The organism is Anaerococcus degeneri (assembly GCF_017874475.1).
Taxonomy (GTDB): domain Bacteria; phylum Bacillota; class Clostridia; order Tissierellales; family Peptoniphilaceae; genus Anaerococcus; species Anaerococcus degeneri.
In genome coordinates this window covers 374601-391456 of record NZ_JAGGLO010000001.1, presented here as the reverse complement: position 1 = coordinate 391456, position 16856 = coordinate 374601, and the positions used below count along the sequence as shown (strand labels likewise).

Below are 16856 nucleotides of genomic sequence, written 5' to 3'. Positions count from 1 at the left end.
TTTTATCTAGTTTTGCAAAATAAAAGACGGTTTCCCGCCTTTTATCATTCTCCGCTTGACATGGCCTCTGCCATATCAATTTTCTTTAATTTTTTGTGTACATAGACTAAAATAATTACCGACAATATTAGGGTAATAGTCGCTGAAACTATAAAACTCATTGGGTGAAGTTTGTAGGCAAGCATAATATTTCTTGGTGCAACTAGGTCGATAATGTACCTAAACATTACATAACCAAGTCCAAAACCAAAAATAATCCCCAAAATTGTTAGCATAAATATTTCCCTATAGATATAGGAAGTGACTTCTTTAGGATAGAATCCTAAAACCTTGATTGTTGCTAATTCTCTTTTCCTCTCACTAACATTTATGTCAGTAATATTATATAACACAACACTTGCTAAAACTGATGATATAAGCGTAATAACCACTATTACAAGGTTTAGATTTGCTAAAAGTGCGTCCATTGAAGCATAGGCCTTTCCAGTATTAATAACTGCGAGCACCGAACCAGTATCTTCTAACTTCTCAATTATATCATTAGGATTACCCTTAATATAATTAGCGTTAATTTCTACATTTTTTTTAGCTAAATTCTCGTAATAATCTTTTGATAGGTACAAATAATCAGCTACGTAATTTTCTGCTATTGCTCCTATTTTTATTTCAAGTACCTTATCATCTACCTTGATTTTTATGACATCTCCTGTTTTTATATCAAGTTTTTTACTGGCATTTTCAGTAAGAACTGCCTTAGCTTCTTCCAAGTCTATTGGATTTTTCTTATTTTTCCTCAATGTAAAGAAGTCTTTATAAGATTTGTCATCATTTGGAATTACAACAGAAATATCAAGGTCTGTACCATCTTTTGCTAGGTTTGCCGAATCGTTCTTAATTGGTAAACTTTCATAAGATTTTATTTTATTATCGTATTTTGCCTTATCTTCCTCACTTGCCTTTTCATCTAAAATCGCAACCGCCTTATAGTTGTGAATTTCGTTTTGCTGGATTGAAGCTGTATCTTTAAGGGAATCAATCATAGCAAAACCAAAAAATATAAGGGCTGTACATCCTGCTACACCAAAGATTGTCATAAACATCCTGGACTTGTACCTAAAAAGATTTCTTGCAGTAATTTTTTGCATAAATGACAATCTTTTCCAAATAGATTTGATCTTTTCTAGTAAGATTGTAGAGCCTCTTTCTGGTGCAAGTGGCATTAATAACCTTGCTGGAGTTTCCCTAACAGTCGATTTTGATGTAAAGAAAACTGTAAGACTTACTAATAATGATGATAGGATAATAGAAGCAATTATCACCATTAATGAGTTTACATATTCTACATCAAGGATTTCAAATCCAGTGGAGTAGGCATCAAATATTACCTTAACGATTATGAGCCTTCCGAGTATTCCACCAATTATAGAACCGATTATAGTTGGTATTAGTCCATAGATATAAAATCTTTTGGCAATCATTTGGTTGGTGTAACCAAGAGATTTCAATGTGCCGTTAATTAACCTTTGCTCTTGGATATATCTTTTCATGGTTGTAAGGGTCACAAGCATGGCTACCATGTAGAAGAAGGCCGGGAATACCTTAGAAAGCGAATCCATATTCAAAGAATTTTTGTAATAGGTATCAATTCCTTGGTTATCAAATATAGTTTCCACCTTATATTCTGGGTCCCTAAGCTTGACTAGGGCTTCTTTATTATCAGAAATTTTCTTCTTTCCATCTTGGATTTTTTCCTCTGCCTCAACTTTTTTATCAGAAAATTCCTCTAATCCCTTCTCATAATCAGCCTTTGATGTTACTAACTTTTTGTAGGCATCTTCTAATTTTCTTTTGCCATCTCTTTTATTGAAGGTAAGCTTATCCCTTCCCTCAAAATACTGGGTCCATCCCTGGTTTATTTCTCTTTGATTTTTATCAATTTCTTCTTGACCAGCATTAATTTTTTTAAGTCCTTCTTGTTTTTGAGTTTCAAATTCAGCCTTAGCTTTGTTATATTCAGAAAATCCGGCATTTAATTCAGCTTCCTTAACTTCAATTTCTTTTAGTGCTGATATGAGTGGCGCCTTTTGTTCTTCAAGCTTGGCTTGGATTTCTTCTTCGCTTGGAATTTGTTCAAGGCCTGATAAATTCCCGCTATTAGCTTGATTTAATAATACTTCTTTTTGTTCGTTTGCTGCCTTATCTATGGCATCTAATCCATTTTGTATTTCTATTTTTTTCTCATCAATTTGGATTTTGGCTGAATTTAATTCTTTTTGCTTATCCTCAAGTAATTTTTCATTTTCAGTTATTTTTGATCCATATTCTCTTTTTGAATCTGCCAAAGATTTCTTTGCATCCTCAAGCTTAGCCTGACCATCTTCTAATTCACGCCTAGAACTAATTAGTTTATTTTCACCATCTCGGATTTTTTTTTCAAACTCAAACTTATTTTTTTCATACTCATTAAAACCATCGTCTAGTTTAGCTTTAGCATCTTGGAGGTCTTTTTCTGTTTTACTTATTTTATCTTCAGCTTCGTTTATATCATCTTCTGCGTCTGAAATTTTATCATTGGCATCAGTTTTTATTTTCTCTAGGACTTCCTTAGGTCTGAGATATATGCCATCTTCAATTTTTTCCTTCTTGGCTTTGATAAAACTAATATATTTGTCACTAGTTTTGTCAATCTCAAGGGTATCTTTATAGGAAATATTTATCTCATTAAATTTATCACTTGTGAAATTGTCAGCATCAATAAAGGCAAAACCTTCGATCTCCTTTTTACCTATAGGAGAAAGTTCCCTCATATCCTCCATTATTTTTTCACTAGTAACAAAAAATCCAACCACCTTATAATTTGTATTTTTTATCTTGGAATTCTCTTTTTGATCATCATTTATATAAGAAAATTTGACCTCATCGCCTATTTTATAATATTTTTCTAAGGACTTATCGAGGATGATTTCCCTATCATTTTTGATGAGGCTTCCCTTTTCTAGATTAATTTTCCTAAAACTTTTGTCAAAGGATTTTAGCCTAATGATTTTTTCTCCATCCATCAAATCCAACGTTTTGATATAGGAAATATCTTCAATATCCTTATCATTATCCAAAAGAATTTTATCTTCATAATCCATTGGATAAGTCGATTTTACAATTATATCAGGATGGCCAAAAATATCTAAGGACGATCTCAAACTTTTCCTCATCGAAGGTCCTGTTAGGTTAAGAGCAACAATTACCATTGTAGCAAGCCCAACCATAACTCCTATTGAAAAAACTTTCCCCTTAGTTTTTTTAATATCCCTTAGGATATTTTTTATATAGGTCTTATTCATACTACCACTCGAGTTCTTCTACAGGAACAGGATTTTCATTTGTATATGCCTTTAAAATCCTACCATCTTTTAGCTCTATTACTTCATCTGCCATTGGTTTTATAAGTGAATTATGGGTTATTATTATGACTGTAGAATTAAAGTTTCTTGAGGCATCTTGAAGGAGTTTCAAGATATTTTTTCCAGTTTTATAATCAAGAGCGCCCGTAGGTTCATCGCACAAAAGAAGCTTTGGATTTTTTGCTAGAGCCCTTGCAATAGCAACTCTTTGCTGTTCACCTCCAGAAAGTTGCGAAGGGAAATTACCTTCTCTTTTAGAAAGTCCCACCTGATTTAAAATCTCATCTGCATCTAGAGAATCCTTAGAAATTTCACTGGCAAGTTCCACATTTTCTAGGGCTGTTAAGTTAGGAATGAGGTTATAATGTTGAAATACAAATCCAACATCATCCCTACGATATTTGGTAAGGTCGTTTTCATCAAGCTTGCTTAGATTTTTCCCATCTATAAAAATATCACCACTAGTCGCCTGTTCCATACCACCTATGATATTTAAAAGTGTGGTCTTTCCAGCACCTGACGCTCCGACAATTATCAATAACTTACCCTCATCAAGGTCAAAACTTATCCTATCGTTTGCGAGTATTTCTGACTGACCAGATTTATATTTTTTACTTACTTCATTTAATTCTATATAAGACATAGAAACCTCTACTTTCTTTATTCTTATTCTTTATTTATACCCATTTTAAGGCAAAATAAAAGAGCCAGAGGCTCTTTAAATGTTTTTAAATTTTTCTCTCACTTCTTGTATTTTCCCGCAAGTCATTTTGCCTTCAGGACAAGGACCTGATACACATGATGGACCAGCTTGTGCAAAGACATTTGGATATATATCCTTAACTAATTTAACCATCTGATCAGACATTTCTCTTATCTCCCATTGGGCCCTGTTACAAGACCTAAGGTTGAAAAAATGTAAAAGTGTTCTTGCATTCATTGTAAAAACTATTTTTGTTTCGCAGGCATTGGGAAAAACGTACCTAGCATCTTCAATGGCCATCTTTGTAGCCTTTCTTTTTGCAGATTTTTCATCTTCTCCCTCATTTAATAGGTCTTCATAATGTTTTTTGGTTAGAATTTCTGCTAGTTTATCGTATGCTTCTTGGTCTTTTTCCATGGCTTCTATAAAAATTTTCCTAGCTTCTGGATTTTTCTTTATGTGAGGTGGGATTACATATTCAAAACCATCTAGTTTTACATATCTTTGGGACTGCTGTGAATAAGAAGCAAGCCTATGACGAACAAGTTGATGGGTTAAGGTTCTAGACACTCCCTCAACAGCGAAGGTAAATGAAATATGCTCGATTGGGCTTAAATGGCCAAGACTAGCTAGCATCTTTACATATTTTGCTATTGATTCTGGGTCTTGTTTTTGAGAAATTTCCTCAACACCAACTGGAGAATAGCAAAGTTTACCAGCCTGAGCTATTGTTTCTTCACCATTTTTTGTATAATTTAATAAGGTCACTTTCAATTTTGTTTCTGCCATAGGTTCCTCCTAATATTTAAAAACATTATACCATTAATTTAATTTGGAGCTTTTTTTAGTAATTTTTTATATGACTTATCGATTAAAATAGCACCAAGTGGGGCAGTGATAATTATGCCTAAGACAGCTATTGATAAAATTGCCATCCCTGATCCAATTCCATTAGCAAGGGCAACTGATCCAATTGCTGCTTGGACAGTTGCCTTTGGTGTGTAGGCTAATATTGTAAATATTTTTTCATTTTTACTAAGTCTACTTCCAGCAACAGAAATAAAAACACCAATAGATCTAATTAAAAGTCCTAAAAAGATCAATAAAACTCCAGCAAAACCTATTCCAGTCATATATTTGATATCTACTTCTGCACCAACAAGGACAAATAATAAAATTTCTGCAAAAATCCAAAGTTTAGCAAATTTTTCTGAAAGCCTTTCAACAACACCATCTTCGGCTTTTATCTTATACGCTGAAGCCATAGCAATAACTGCTAAAAGACCTGAAATTGGGATTATTTCTTTAACAAGACTTTCTAAGCTAACTAGCAAAAAGGCAAGGGCTAAGATGATAATTACCTTAGAAGAATTCCTAATATAAGATCCATTTTTATATCTTCTTTCAAAAAATAAGTACAATAAATAACCAATTACGATACCAAATCCAATACCCAAGATAATTGAAACTGGCACCTTTAATAAAGATTTATAAGAAAATTCGCTTCCTTTGGCCATGGATAGAAAAGATGAAAATAAAACCAAAACAAAAACATCATCACAAGATGCCCCCGCTAGGATCATTTGTGGAATAGACTCATCCTTGCCATAGCCTTCATCAATAAGTTTTACCATCCTAGGCACAACTATTGCAGGAGAAACTGCTGCCATAACAGCCCCCATCAAAAGCCCATCAACTAGATTCAAACCCAATATTTTTGGCACAAAAATAGCATAGGCTAAAATCTCAAAACTTGCTGGTAAAAATGATAACAATACTGCAGACCTACCAACTTTTTTAAGGTCTCCTATATCAAGGCTTAAGCCTGCCTTTAATAAAATTACTATAAGGGCGATTGTTCTTAAATCTGGTGAAATTTTCAAAATATTTGCATCCAAAAGATTTAAGACTTGTGGACCTAAGATAATTCCCGTAAGAAGCATACCAATTATCTTAGGAAGTTTTAACTTATCAAAAATTTTGGCAAAAACCATGCCAAAAATTAAAATAAGTCCAAGTGATAAAATCATAAACTCTCCTTCCTAATAAAAAAGCTGACAACCCTACAAAAATGTAGAAGTCATCAGCAAACGCGTTTTAGATTATAATTATCAAGGGAGTACTTCATTCCCTAAAAATATTATATGCACAAGTCTTATAAAATCAAATTATTTTTAATTAATAGGTTCAAAGGTTTTTCCAAAATTAGTTGATTTATATTGTTTTTCATTCCCATTAATATCTTTACAAATAAGTAAAATAGAACCATCCTTTTTTATAGATCCAGAAATATCAGGGCTAGTATCAGGGATTTCCGATATAAATTTTAGGTCGCCATCCTCAATCTCAACAAAAAACCACCTAGACCTGGCCCCTGCCCTATCGACTTCAAGAAGACCAAAATTTGAATTTGGAATTTCTTTTACATCTTTAGGAGAAAAATCATTTAACCTCTGGGTTTGGCTTTGAATTTCTTTTTGATTTTCGTATTCTGCTGGTATTTTTACATCATTAGTCTCTTTATCCTTGTTTAGATAAAATTTAAGACTTGCTTTTGTATCTTCGTTTGTTATTTGATCAAGTTTTTTAAAAGTTTGCTCACTCTCCTTAAATGTCATCTTATCCATAGTAATAAAATCTTTCCTATAAACCACAAAATTATCATCAAGCCAACCTTCATTTAAGATATAATATTTTTCTCCATCATAAGTAAAAGGAACATTATCCTTAAAAGCAAAGATACTCATAATCAAAACCAAATATCCAGCCAAAAGACCGAGTCCAATCATAAGAAGAGTTGACAATAGTTTTAAATAAAAATTAATATTAAGGTCTGTAAATTTTAATATAAAATATATTTGAAACGCAAAAAATGATAGTTCTGCTAAACCTAAAAATATATTGTTAAAAAGTGGGATGAATTCTATTTTAGCGGATAAAATAAAGCACAAAAATAACAAAGGAAAAGATCCCATATATAAAATAAAATATAAAATCCCTTTATTTTTTCTCATCATTAATCCTTATAAATATAAGCTTTTAAGTTATTCTTCGTACTCAACAAAAAATTAATTAAAACTAAATTAATTTTTTTCACTTTGCCCTATTACAAAAATAATTATAGAAATAAAGAACAAGATACTTCCTTTTAAAATATTTACTTTAATTTGAAAATTAAATATTAAAATAGCTAAACAAATGTTCAAGACTAATGATGGGAGCATTGATTTTAGATTTTCTAACCCAATTCGCAAATCAACCTCTAAATTTCTTCTATATCCCTCATCATAAGATGGAAGCCTCTTTTGGAAAAATAGCAAAATAATATTTTCAGCTCCAAGTATATAGAAAATTAATGTAAATAATAATTTAAATCCAAAGTTTATTTGTCTAAGTAAAAATATTTTGGAAATAATACCTATTACTAAAAATAGGATAAGGATTATAAACCCTACAAATAAAATTGTAAAAAAATTTTTACTCAATATATAATTAAGTCTATCTTTTCTACTATCTAAATTTTTAAAATCATCATAAAATAAGGCATCTGTTGTAATAAATCTAAAAATCGCACTTGTAAGCACTCCAAGACCCAAACAAAAAATCCAATAAGGCATACTTAGAAATGCAAAAACAAATAAAATTACCAATCCAAATATAAACCATAATAGGTCATAGCTTCCATCATTTACAAAAAATTTCTTAACTGTTTTATTAAAAAAAATAGTATCCTCCTTTTATAATTTAAAAACTTTTGGCAAATCAGTTGTCAAGACATCTACAACATCATCAAGGCCAATAATTACAAAATGAATTATTTCATCATCTCTAACATAGTCGACATCTTCTTTTAATCTATCGATCATTTCTGAATTTTTACTATAATAAAATGGATAATAATCACTTTCTGCGTCGATATGCCAGCTTGGTTTATAAACTTCTTCTGTATCCTGGTATAAGTAGACAGTTTCATCAAATAAAAGACCGATTTTATCTAAACCTGACTCACTTTCTAAGGTAACTTTAAGTCCCTCCTGATTCCACCTTATATCGATAATATAAAGGGGTTCCGGACTTAAATTTCTTATTATATATTTTTTAAAATTTTCAATATATACCTTTTTTATTTTTATTATAAATTAAATTTACTTAATATGCAAAAATATTATTTAGGATTATAAGTTAGGATTTATTATATATTTCAAAAATAAAAACAGCCCAATTAAGAGCTGTTTTGCTTGGATTATTCTGTTCTAATTAAATCTATAGTCGGTCTGTCTAAAATTCTCTTTAGAGAAAAATGATAGATGACCAGATTAATACTATAGACGACTAGTGAGAATCCTAGGAAGCTTTTATAGTCATAATATTTTATTAAAGTACTCATTCTTAAATCAGGAGCAATTAATGATATTACCAACATAACACCTAAGCTCACCATAATAGAAATTATAAAGGACTTTATCTGTTCTCCAATAAATTCTCTTTGATAAATACTCTTTAACTCATCTACATCCATCCCACAAGAGTAAAGACTTCCGATTTCTTTTTTTCTGCTCATGAGACTTAAATTAATGGATGAGTAGCCATTGGTAATATTTAGTACAAAAATAATCGATGCTATTCCTATTGCAAGTTTTATGAAACTTTTCACATCGTTATATTTATTTTTTGCGGTTTCCTCACCTGTTGTGATATTAAAGCGATCTTCAGGTGAAATTTGCTCTCTGATCATGGCCTCTACATATTCTTTTACATCTTTGGTATCAGAATCTTTTACCTTCATATTTAAAGTATAGGCATATTCTGTATATTTCTCATCTCCGGACTCTTCCATCAGTTTAAAATAAGTGTCAAAATCTGTATAAACTTTTACATCAAAAGGCATTGTTCTCGACTTATATTTTCCCAAATCTGTTATTGTCTTTGAAATTTCAATCGTCTTCTTATAATCATTTGCAAAGTTAATATCTAAAGTCTGTGGATTTTCGAAATATGGAATTCTCTTTGCCTTAGCTATTGGAATAAAAGAATCTTCTTGAATTGTATTGTAGAGGACAAATTCACCCTTCTTTCCTCCAAGTTCTTTTAAGTCTTTTTCTTCCAAGGCGATGATAAATCCATCCATACCATCTGCCTTATATTTTTCTATATTCTTTCTAGCTTCCTCGTCTAAACCTACAGCCTTTGCTTCCTTTGAGAATTCGTTAGTATTTTCTACTTGAACATATTTATATTTTGAAATATAAGACTTGTCGCTAGGAATTTTATCGACAATTTCTTTTAATATTTTTGGGACTTGATTCTTTTCACTAAAATAATCCACGGAAAAATTATAGCCATCATCGTAATGAGAAAAATCTCTGTAGTATGTTGAGATGCCAATAGTGATTATAAATACAGAAATAATAATTATCCCTATTGAAGAAATATATCTCTGTGATTTTATTGAAGCTAAGTTGTTGAGTTTTAATTCCTTCCAAAAATCTTCGGCTCTTTTCTTCTTTGATTTTGAAAAATCTATATTCCCTCTTATACCGTCTATAATATTTATTGTAGAAATCTTTTTCGCAGGGGATTTAATTGCTAATGCTACAATCATAAAGGAAACGAAAAGTATCGCCAAACTTAATAAGGGATTAAATTTTATAACTTCAAAGGCACTTACTCCTTCTCCTTTTGTTATGTTTTTATACAAACAATACATAAAGAAAAATCCTGCAATATGTCCTAAAAATATTGGAATTGCAGTTATGATAAGTCCTTCCTTTAGAAGTAACTGATAAATTTGTCCATTGGTAGATCCTATGGACTTATAAATGGAAAACTCTCTAATCTTCCTAAGCCCCCAAACCCAAAAGATGTTTTTTATAAAAAACACAAAGATGGCTATACATCCAAGAACTGATAGTACAAGAACAGCCTGGCTCATTATGTTTTGTAAGGGTTCGTTTTCTACCCCATAATAGTTTATAAGACTTTCAGAAAATTCAAAAGTAACTTTTTTGCCCAAAGTCTGATTGATTTCTGCTTGAATTTTATCTCTATTTTTGTATGCTTCTTCAAATGAATGAAATTTTACAAAGGTTCTGAAAGTGGACATTTTATTTTGTAGGCCTAGAGCAAAAGTCAGTTTACTGTATTTGTTGTAGACATCTCCGTAAACACCGACTAAAGTAAAGCTTTTAGAACCCTGGCTCTCAAATTTTTCCCTGTCAGTATTTGCACTTGTGGGACCTATCTCTTCGCCATCTAAAAATCTTTTGCCTAAATCAAGTTCTACCTCATTGCCTATTTTAAGTTTGTGTTTATTTACAAGGCTTTCCGATAAAACTATCTCATTTTCGTTTTCAGCAAATCGCCCTTTTTGAAGTCTTGAAAATTCTCGCATTTCATTGATATCTTTGTCTTGATAGTTAATGACTATTAAATCATCATTTAATTTTGCATTGTCCGGATGAAGAGACATTTTTCCGACCAAATCTATATCTTCAATAGACTTTAGTTTTTCAACATCTTCATTTGAAAGTTCTTCTTTAATCTCCCCATGATAAAAACTTGAAGCCATGTAATATCCATAGTTTGCCCTCAAATTTGTATATCCGTAGTAAAAAATTACGGTGAAAAACAGACTTACAATAAATAATGAGATGAAAATAGGAAAAGTCTTCTTATTCATTTTTCTCATCTCCTATAATTTTTCCATCAACTATAGTGACAATTCGATCTGCCTCTAGGGCGATTTTTTCATCGTGGGTAATTAGGATAATAGTTTGTTTTAAAGTCTTATTAAAATATTTGAAGATTTCTATTATTTCCTTGGAGTTTTTCCTATCTAGGTTGCCAGTTGGTTCATCCGCTAAGATTATTGATGGTTTGTAGATTAAAGACCTTGCTATGGCAACTCTTTGTTGCTGGCCTCCAGATAGTTCACTTGGAAAGGAATCAAGTTTACTTTCTATGCCAAGTTTTTTTACTAGATCTTGTAAGACATCCTCATGGATTTTTCTCTTATCTAACTTTAAGGGTAATTCTATGTTGTGCCTTACTGTTAGATTTTGGATTAGATTATAAAATTGATAGATTAAACCTACTTTCCTCCTGCGAAATAGGGCCAACTCCTTTGATGAATATTGGGAAATGTCGTTGCCATCTATGTAAACTTTTCCACTGCTTGGGCTATCTACTCCTCCTATAATATGTAAGAGAGTTGATTTACCAGACCCACTAGGGCCTACAATGGCGACAAATTCTCCTCTTTCTATTGTGAGATCAACTCCATCTAAGGCCACTACCTTGGAATTGCCTTCTCCATATTCTTTTCTTAAATTTTCTACTTTTAAAATTTCCATACTTTCCTCCTTAATTTAAGGTAAGTATATAAAAGTAAAGTGATTTTTAGGTGACATTATAAAATTTCATTTCAAATTTTGCACCATCTTTAGTATTATCAACAGATATTAATCCATTATTCTTTTCAACAATTGTCTTCGCCATAGCTAGACCGATTCCAAACCCCTTTGAGTCTGGAGTTTTATAAAAGCGTTTAAAAATTTTTTTGATATCATCTTTTTTAATTCCTCCTCCATTATCCTCAATAATCAAAGATGTATAAAGTGGATTTTTGAAAGATGAAATAGAGATTATATTGCAAGAAGGTCTATTATCTGCATTTTTTAAGATATTAATAAGGGCTTCTGTTAGCCAATAAAAATCACCGAAAATAATATTTTCTTTTAAGTTATTTTCTGTTTTTATACTTGTAGATTTTTTTATATCTAGGGCGTCTAAAGCGTAAGTCACTAATTCATCAAGATTAATTTCTTCCTTTTTCATAAGATCTTTATTGGCATCAAGGCTTGATAATTTAAGCAAAATATCTGACAAAGAATTTAATCTTTGAATTTGCCTTTTTAAGATTCCTATATCATCATTATCTGGGTAGTCAATTTCCAAATTTTCAACAGAAAAAATCATAGATGTAATTGGAGTTTTTATTTGATGGGCGATGTCTTCTAGGTATTCTATTTGCTTTTCACTATTTTTGCTGGTGGTTTCCTTGGCTTCTACTATTTCTATAAAAAGCTTGTAAATTTTATCTTCCAAGATTGAAAAATCATCTTGCTTCATCGGTATTTTATAAACTTGATTTTTCATATTCTCTATCAAATCTATGAGTTCATTTATCCTATTTTGCTTTCTTTTTTCCAAAAAATAATAAAGAAGTCCTAGACTTATTATCCAAAATACATATACCATCTCAGTCCATCCTATAACCTATGCCCCTAACAGTAGAAATAACTTCCCTATCAAGCTTTTCTCTGATTCTCTTAATAGTTGATGTTAGGGTATTGTCATTTACAAACTTATCCCTATCTTCCCAAAACATTTCCAAAAGTTGGCTTCTTGTGTAAACTCTGTGGGGATTTTTGATAAATAAAAGTAATATTTCGTATTCAAGTGGGGTTAAGTCAATATTTTCCCCTTTAAAATAAACTTTTGATTCTTTTAAATCTATTTTTATATCTTTATAAGAAATAATTTTATCTTGTGATATAGGCAAAGTCCTCAAAACAGCATCAATTCTTGCCCTTAGTATTGCAAGAGAAAATGGCTTTGTTATATAGTCATCTGCTCCCCTATCTAGAGCTTCAATTATAAAATTCTCATCATTTTTTACCGTTGTAACAATAACTCTTATATCTTTTTCTTTTAATTTCTCTATCAAATGCTGGCCATCTTTATCAGGTAGATTTATATCTAAAAGGGCTACATCAATGTCTACATTCATCTTGAAAGTAGCCTCATAAAAAGATGATGCAATTTCAACACCATAGCCATTTTTTATTAGATATTTTTTCATTTGTAAGGCAATATCTTGGTTGTCTTCTATGATCAAAATATTTTTCATTCTTATCCCCTTATTAGAGTTTTAATAGTTACATTAACAGTATACCATTAACAAAATAGTAAATTAATTAAAATAATTGTAATATAAAATTAGTAAAAAAGACCTACAATCTTTTGCTTGTAAGTCTTATAAAAATTATTTTTCAAGTAAAGCTATGGTTTCCAAATGTCTTGAATTTGGGAATTGATCGTAGATTTCGTAGTCTTTTATCTCGAATCCCCTATCAATAAAAGTCTTTAAATTTTCCATTTGAGTTTTAGGATTGCAAGAGATGTAGACAAATTTTTTGCAGTCTATATTTAAGATTTTTTCTAAAGATGCAGGGCTAATTCCTGCTCTTGGTGGGTCTAAGACTACTACGTCGTATTTATTTCCGACCTTTTCTATCTCTTCTAAGACATCGCCGCACAAGAAATTTACATTATCTAAGCCATTTATTTTAGCATTCTCTTTAGCTTTTTCTACAGCCTCTTCTACTATTTCAATACCTGTTGCAGATTTTGCTACACTTGCCATTAATTGAGTTATGGTACCTGTTCCTGAGTAAAGATCGAGTACATCCATGTTCTTATCAATTTCTGCAAGTTCAAAGGCTTTTTGATAGAGTTTTTCTGCTGTAAAGACATTTGGCTGGAAGAAAGAAAATGGGGATATTCTAAATTCTAAGCCCATCATTTCTTCTGTGATATATTCTTTGCCGTAAATTAATTTTATCTTTTCAGGAATGACTGCATCCGCTACAGAATCATTTAAAACATGATATACTGAGAAAATTTTGCCATCAAGATCAATGTCTAAGAGCATATGTAAAAATAATCTTAATCTTGTATCATCAAAGATGTCTTCGCTTGTTGTTACCAAAATTACCATGATTTGATTAGTGTGCATAGCTTTTCTGATGACTAAGTGCCTTAATAGACCTTCCTTTGCCATCTTGTGATAAAAGTCAGTTTCTTTTTTCCTAAAATAATCCTGAACCTTTTCCCTTATGGCATTAAAATCAGCATCTACTATATTACAATTTTTGCAATCTACTATTTCATAAAATCTTCTTTTTCTGTGAAGACCCAAGACAAGAGGACCGCCCTTAACAGAATCTCCAAAAGTATATTCCATCTTATTCCTAAATCCTCTTGTGATTGGAGACCTATTTATAGATATATCCTTATTATATTCAATTCCATGCTCATCAAAAAGGTCTTTTATCATTCCATGTTTGAGCATTAGTTCAGTCTCATATGCTAGTTTTTGGTAGGCGCATCCACCACAACTTTCAGCTTGTGGGCAGTAATCTCTTGCATTTTCGAGTTTAGATCCTTCTAGGAGTTCTATGTATTTACCTTTAATCCTATCCTTGTTTTTCTTTCCTGCCTTTACTCTTACAGTTTGGCCTAAAAGACCACCCTTAAACTCTACTTTCCTTCCGTTTTCGTCAAAACCTATTGAAATATTCGGATATTTCATTTGGCTTATTTTTATATCTTTAGTCTGTCTCTTTTTCATCTATACTCCAAAATTTATTTATAATTTTTTCAAAATCATTTTTATCATTTGCCATAACTTGATTTGTCCAATGTTTAGGAAAAAGCTCCATATATTTTTGCCATGAATACCTATCATCCAAAAGATAAATTATTCCCCTATCATCTTCTCCTCTTATAACCCTACCAGCTGCTTGAAATACCTTATTTAAGCCGGGATAAGTGTATGAATAATCAAAACCATTGAAGCCTTCCTTTTCAAAGTGATATTTGATTAAGTCCCTTTCTTTAGAAACACCAGGCATTCCAACAGAAATTATCATCGAACCAATCAGCCTATCTCCAATCAGGTCTACTCCTTCTGAAAAAATTCCACCTAGGACTAAAAATCCAATTTTCGCCGAATCATAGGTAAATTCATTCAAAAATTCGCCCCTAGCTTCAGCCGTCATTGTTCTTTCCTGAATAAGAATTTCTTCATCAAAATTATCCTTATAATATTCTGCCACATCCTCCAAATAAGAATAAGATGGGAAAAATATAAAATAATTGCCTTTTTTACTTTTCACAAAGTCATTTATTGATTCTGCTACCACGGCCAAGTTCCTATTCCTATCCCTATATCTAGTTGAGATGGATTTCTTAAAAATCAAAAGATGTTCAGGATTAAATGGCATATCTAGTCTTAATTTTAAGGAATCTTCTCCGGAGAGTGCCTTGACAAAATATCCCATTGGTGAAAGGGTAGCTGAAAAAAATATCGAAGCTCTCGCAAGTTTATATTTATTTTTAAGAACTTCCCTTGGATCGACACACTTTATCTCAAAGCTTCTCTCAAAACTTCCTTTGTCATAAGAAATGACATTATAAAATCCTTCTGTAAAGTAATCTGAAATTTTTAAATACTTATTTATTTCAAAATAGAGATCTAATACCTGGTCATAGTCCTTATAGTCAGTTTTTTCTACAAGGAATTTTTCCATAGTTTTTGATAGGGAAATCAAATCTTTGTCCAATACATCTATGTAGTCACTTGTGAAATAATATGTATTTTTATTTGCAATTTGGCCTAGCTTATAAAAATCATCTACAATCTGACCTAATTTTTTTCTTAACTTTCTATCCTTTTTCTCATCTAAAAGTTCGATTAAACCTGTAAAAGTAGTATCTTTGAAGGAATAGGAATACATATCCCTAGTTCTTTCAAGGAGGTTGTGGGCCTCGTCTATCAAAAATACATAGGAGTCTATAACTTCCTCAAAAAATCTCTTCAAAAATACATTTGGATCGAAAACATAATTATAATCACAGATTACAAAATCAGCATAGGTGCTAATATCAAGTTCAAATTCTAATGGGCAAACCATATATTTTTTTGCATACTCGATAATTATATCATAGTCCATTATATTTTCATTCTCTAGTATATCTTTTAAGGCATCATTTACCCTATCAAAATGACCCTTGGCATAAGGACAATCAACAGGATTGCAAGAAACCTCATCATTTAAGCAAATTTTTTCCTTGCTTGTAATATTAAGTGCTTCTATAAAAAGTCCCTTATCCTCAAGTCGGTTTAGACTTTTTAAGGCTTCTTTAGCAATGGTATTTTTGCTTGTAAGATAAAAAACCTTATCTGTAAGACCTTCTGGCATAGATTTTATACTTGGAAAAATCGCTGAAATGGTCTTACCAATACCTGTTGGTGCGTCTACAAAAAGATTTTTTTCTTCTAAAATTGCCATGTATACAGCCACAGCCATCTTCCTCTGGCCTTTCCTATAAGTTTCGTAGGGGAAAACGAGCTCTTTTATAGACCCATCTCTTTTTTCTTTATTTGATGCCAAAATTTTTGAAAATATTATGTATTCATCTAGGAGTTTTAAATAAAAATCTTTAAGTTCATCAAAGCTAAAGGACTTTTCAAATATCTTAGACCTATAATCATCAACCGATACGTAAGTTAAAGAAATAAGCATCGTATCTTGTGAATTATCTACAGCATAAAAATAAGCATAGCAAAGAGCCTGGGCCCAATGGAGTTTATTATCGTCTGTTAAATCGTCAAGACTCCTTGATGTAGACTTAATCTCATCTATTAGATAAATTCCATCTTTTTTGCCAAGTCCATCCGCCCTGCCTTCAACTTCAAAAACTACGTCCTTATAGGTCGTAGTATTCTTAAGTTTATATTCTTTTTTATAAGTCTTATCGTACTTAGCTTGAATTTTTTGGTGGGCCCTAATACCTTCAATCATCCTGGTATTGTCCCTAAATCTGTTGTCTATATCCCCAGATCTCATAACGAATTCAATTAAGTTTCGAACAGATGTCCTTATTTTCATAACTTCTCCTAGTATTAC

Annotated in this window: 13 protein-coding genes and 1 riboswitch; all 13 genes read right to left on the bottom strand. The window is 31.3% G+C overall.

The window, feature by feature from the left end; all coding sequences use genetic code 11:
* Positions 1 to 44 precede the first annotated feature (44 nt).
* Positions 45 to 3338: an FtsX-like permease family protein gene (locus J2Z38_RS01855; protein WP_209771746.1), complete on the bottom strand. Its 3294-nt coding sequence runs from the start codon at positions 3336 to 3338 to the stop codon at positions 45 to 47.
* A 1-nt stretch (position 3339) separates the two neighbouring features.
* A complete protein-coding gene (locus J2Z38_RS01850) occupies positions 3340 to 4041 on the bottom strand; it encodes an ABC transporter ATP-binding protein (protein ID WP_209771744.1) in 702 nt (233 codons plus the stop codon).
* A 75-nt stretch (positions 4042 to 4116) separates the two neighbouring features.
* Positions 4117 to 4890 (bottom strand): FAD-dependent thymidylate synthase, encoded by a 774-nt coding sequence (thyX, locus tag J2Z38_RS01845; RefSeq protein ID WP_209771743.1) that lies wholly within the window; start codon positions 4888 to 4890, stop codon positions 4117 to 4119.
* Positions 4891 to 4928: 38 nt separating this feature from the next.
* Complete coding sequence (locus tag J2Z38_RS01840; protein WP_209771741.1) at positions 4929 to 6131, bottom strand: cation:proton antiporter; 1203 nt, start codon at positions 6129 to 6131, stop codon at positions 4929 to 4931.
* 37 nt (positions 6132 to 6168) lie between these two features.
* Positions 6169 to 6242, bottom strand: a riboswitch (Fluoride riboswitch).
* 33 nt (positions 6243 to 6275) lie between these two features.
* The gene (locus tag J2Z38_RS01835) at positions 6276 to 7115 is read right to left on the bottom strand and encodes a hypothetical protein (protein WP_209771739.1); all 840 of its coding nucleotides are present in this window, start codon (positions 7113 to 7115) and stop codon (positions 6276 to 6278) included.
* A gap of 69 nt (positions 7116 to 7184) precedes the next feature.
* The gene (locus tag J2Z38_RS01830; RefSeq protein ID WP_209771737.1) at positions 7185 to 7697 is read right to left on the bottom strand and encodes a hypothetical protein; all 513 of its coding nucleotides are present in this window, start codon (positions 7695 to 7697) and stop codon (positions 7185 to 7187) included.
* A gap of 141 nt (positions 7698 to 7838) precedes the next feature.
* The gene (locus J2Z38_RS10615; RefSeq protein WP_263641981.1) at positions 7839 to 7967 is read right to left on the bottom strand and encodes a hypothetical protein; all 129 of its coding nucleotides are present in this window, start codon (positions 7965 to 7967) and stop codon (positions 7839 to 7841) included.
* A gap of 377 nt (positions 7968 to 8344) precedes the next feature.
* The gene (locus J2Z38_RS01825) at positions 8345 to 10780 is read right to left on the bottom strand and encodes an ABC transporter permease (RefSeq protein ID WP_209771734.1); all 2436 of its coding nucleotides are present in this window, start codon (positions 10778 to 10780) and stop codon (positions 8345 to 8347) included.
* Positions 10773 to 11453 (bottom strand): ABC transporter ATP-binding protein, encoded by a 681-nt coding sequence (locus J2Z38_RS01820; RefSeq protein WP_209771732.1) that lies wholly within the window; start codon positions 11451 to 11453, stop codon positions 10773 to 10775. Before J2Z38_RS01820 ends, J2Z38_RS01825 begins: the two co-directional genes overlap by 8 nt.
* Before the next feature lie 46 nt (positions 11454 to 11499).
* Positions 11500 to 12360: a sensor histidine kinase gene (locus tag J2Z38_RS01815; RefSeq protein ID WP_209771730.1), complete on the bottom strand. Its 861-nt coding sequence runs from the start codon at positions 12358 to 12360 to the stop codon at positions 11500 to 11502.
* A gap of 1 nt (position 12361) precedes the next feature.
* Entirely contained in the window at positions 12362 to 13012 is a 651-nt protein-coding gene (locus tag J2Z38_RS01810; RefSeq protein WP_209771727.1) for a response regulator transcription factor, read from the bottom strand.
* A gap of 135 nt (positions 13013 to 13147) precedes the next feature.
* On the bottom strand, positions 13148 to 14515 hold the full coding sequence (gene rlmD / locus J2Z38_RS01805) for a 23S rRNA (uracil(1939)-C(5))-methyltransferase RlmD (protein WP_209771725.1): 1368 nt from the start codon (positions 14513 to 14515) through the stop codon (positions 13148 to 13150).
* Positions 14496 to 16838: an ATP-dependent DNA helicase gene (locus tag J2Z38_RS01800; RefSeq protein ID WP_209771723.1), complete on the bottom strand. Its 2343-nt coding sequence runs from the start codon at positions 16836 to 16838 to the stop codon at positions 14496 to 14498. The genes rlmD and J2Z38_RS01800 overlap by 20 nt, the downstream gene beginning before the upstream one ends.
* Between the last annotated feature and the right edge of the window lie 18 nt (positions 16839 to 16856).

Coding starts and splice junctions, on each gene's coding strand:
- J2Z38_RS01835 (WP_209771739.1), bottom strand. CDS start 7,115: ATGAGAAAAAATAAAGGGATTTTATATTTTATTTTATATATGGGATCT.
- J2Z38_RS01800 (WP_209771723.1), bottom strand. CDS start 16,838: ATGAAAATAAGGACATCTGTTCGAAACTTAATTGAATTCGTTATGAGA.
- J2Z38_RS01810 (WP_209771727.1), bottom strand. CDS start 13,012: ATGAAAAATATTTTGATCATAGAAGACAACCAAGATATTGCCTTACAA.
- J2Z38_RS01850 (WP_209771744.1), bottom strand. CDS start 4,041: ATGTCTTATATAGAATTAAATGAAGTAAGTAAAAAATATAAATCTGGT.
- rlmD (WP_209771725.1), bottom strand. CDS start 14,515: ATGAAAAAGAGACAGACTAAAGATATAAAAATAAGCCAAATGAAATAT.
- J2Z38_RS01840 (WP_209771741.1), bottom strand. CDS start 6,131: ATGATTTTATCACTTGGACTTATTTTAATTTTTGGCATGGTTTTTGCC.
- J2Z38_RS01815 (WP_209771730.1), bottom strand. CDS start 12,360: ATGGTATATGTATTTTGGATAATAAGTCTAGGACTTCTTTATTATTTT.
- J2Z38_RS01820 (WP_209771732.1), bottom strand. CDS start 11,453: ATGGAAATTTTAAAAGTAGAAAATTTAAGAAAAGAATATGGAGAAGGC.
- thyX (WP_209771743.1), bottom strand. CDS start 4,890: ATGGCAGAAACAAAATTGAAAGTGACCTTATTAAATTATACAAAAAAT.
- J2Z38_RS10615 (WP_263641981.1), bottom strand. CDS start 7,967: ATGATCGATAGATTAAAAGAAGATGTCGACTATGTTAGAGATGATGAA.
- J2Z38_RS01825 (WP_209771734.1), bottom strand. CDS start 10,780: ATGAATAAGAAGACTTTTCCTATTTTCATCTCATTATTTATTGTAAGT.
- J2Z38_RS01855 (WP_209771746.1), bottom strand. CDS start 3,338: ATGAATAAGACCTATATAAAAAATATCCTAAGGGATATTAAAAAAACT.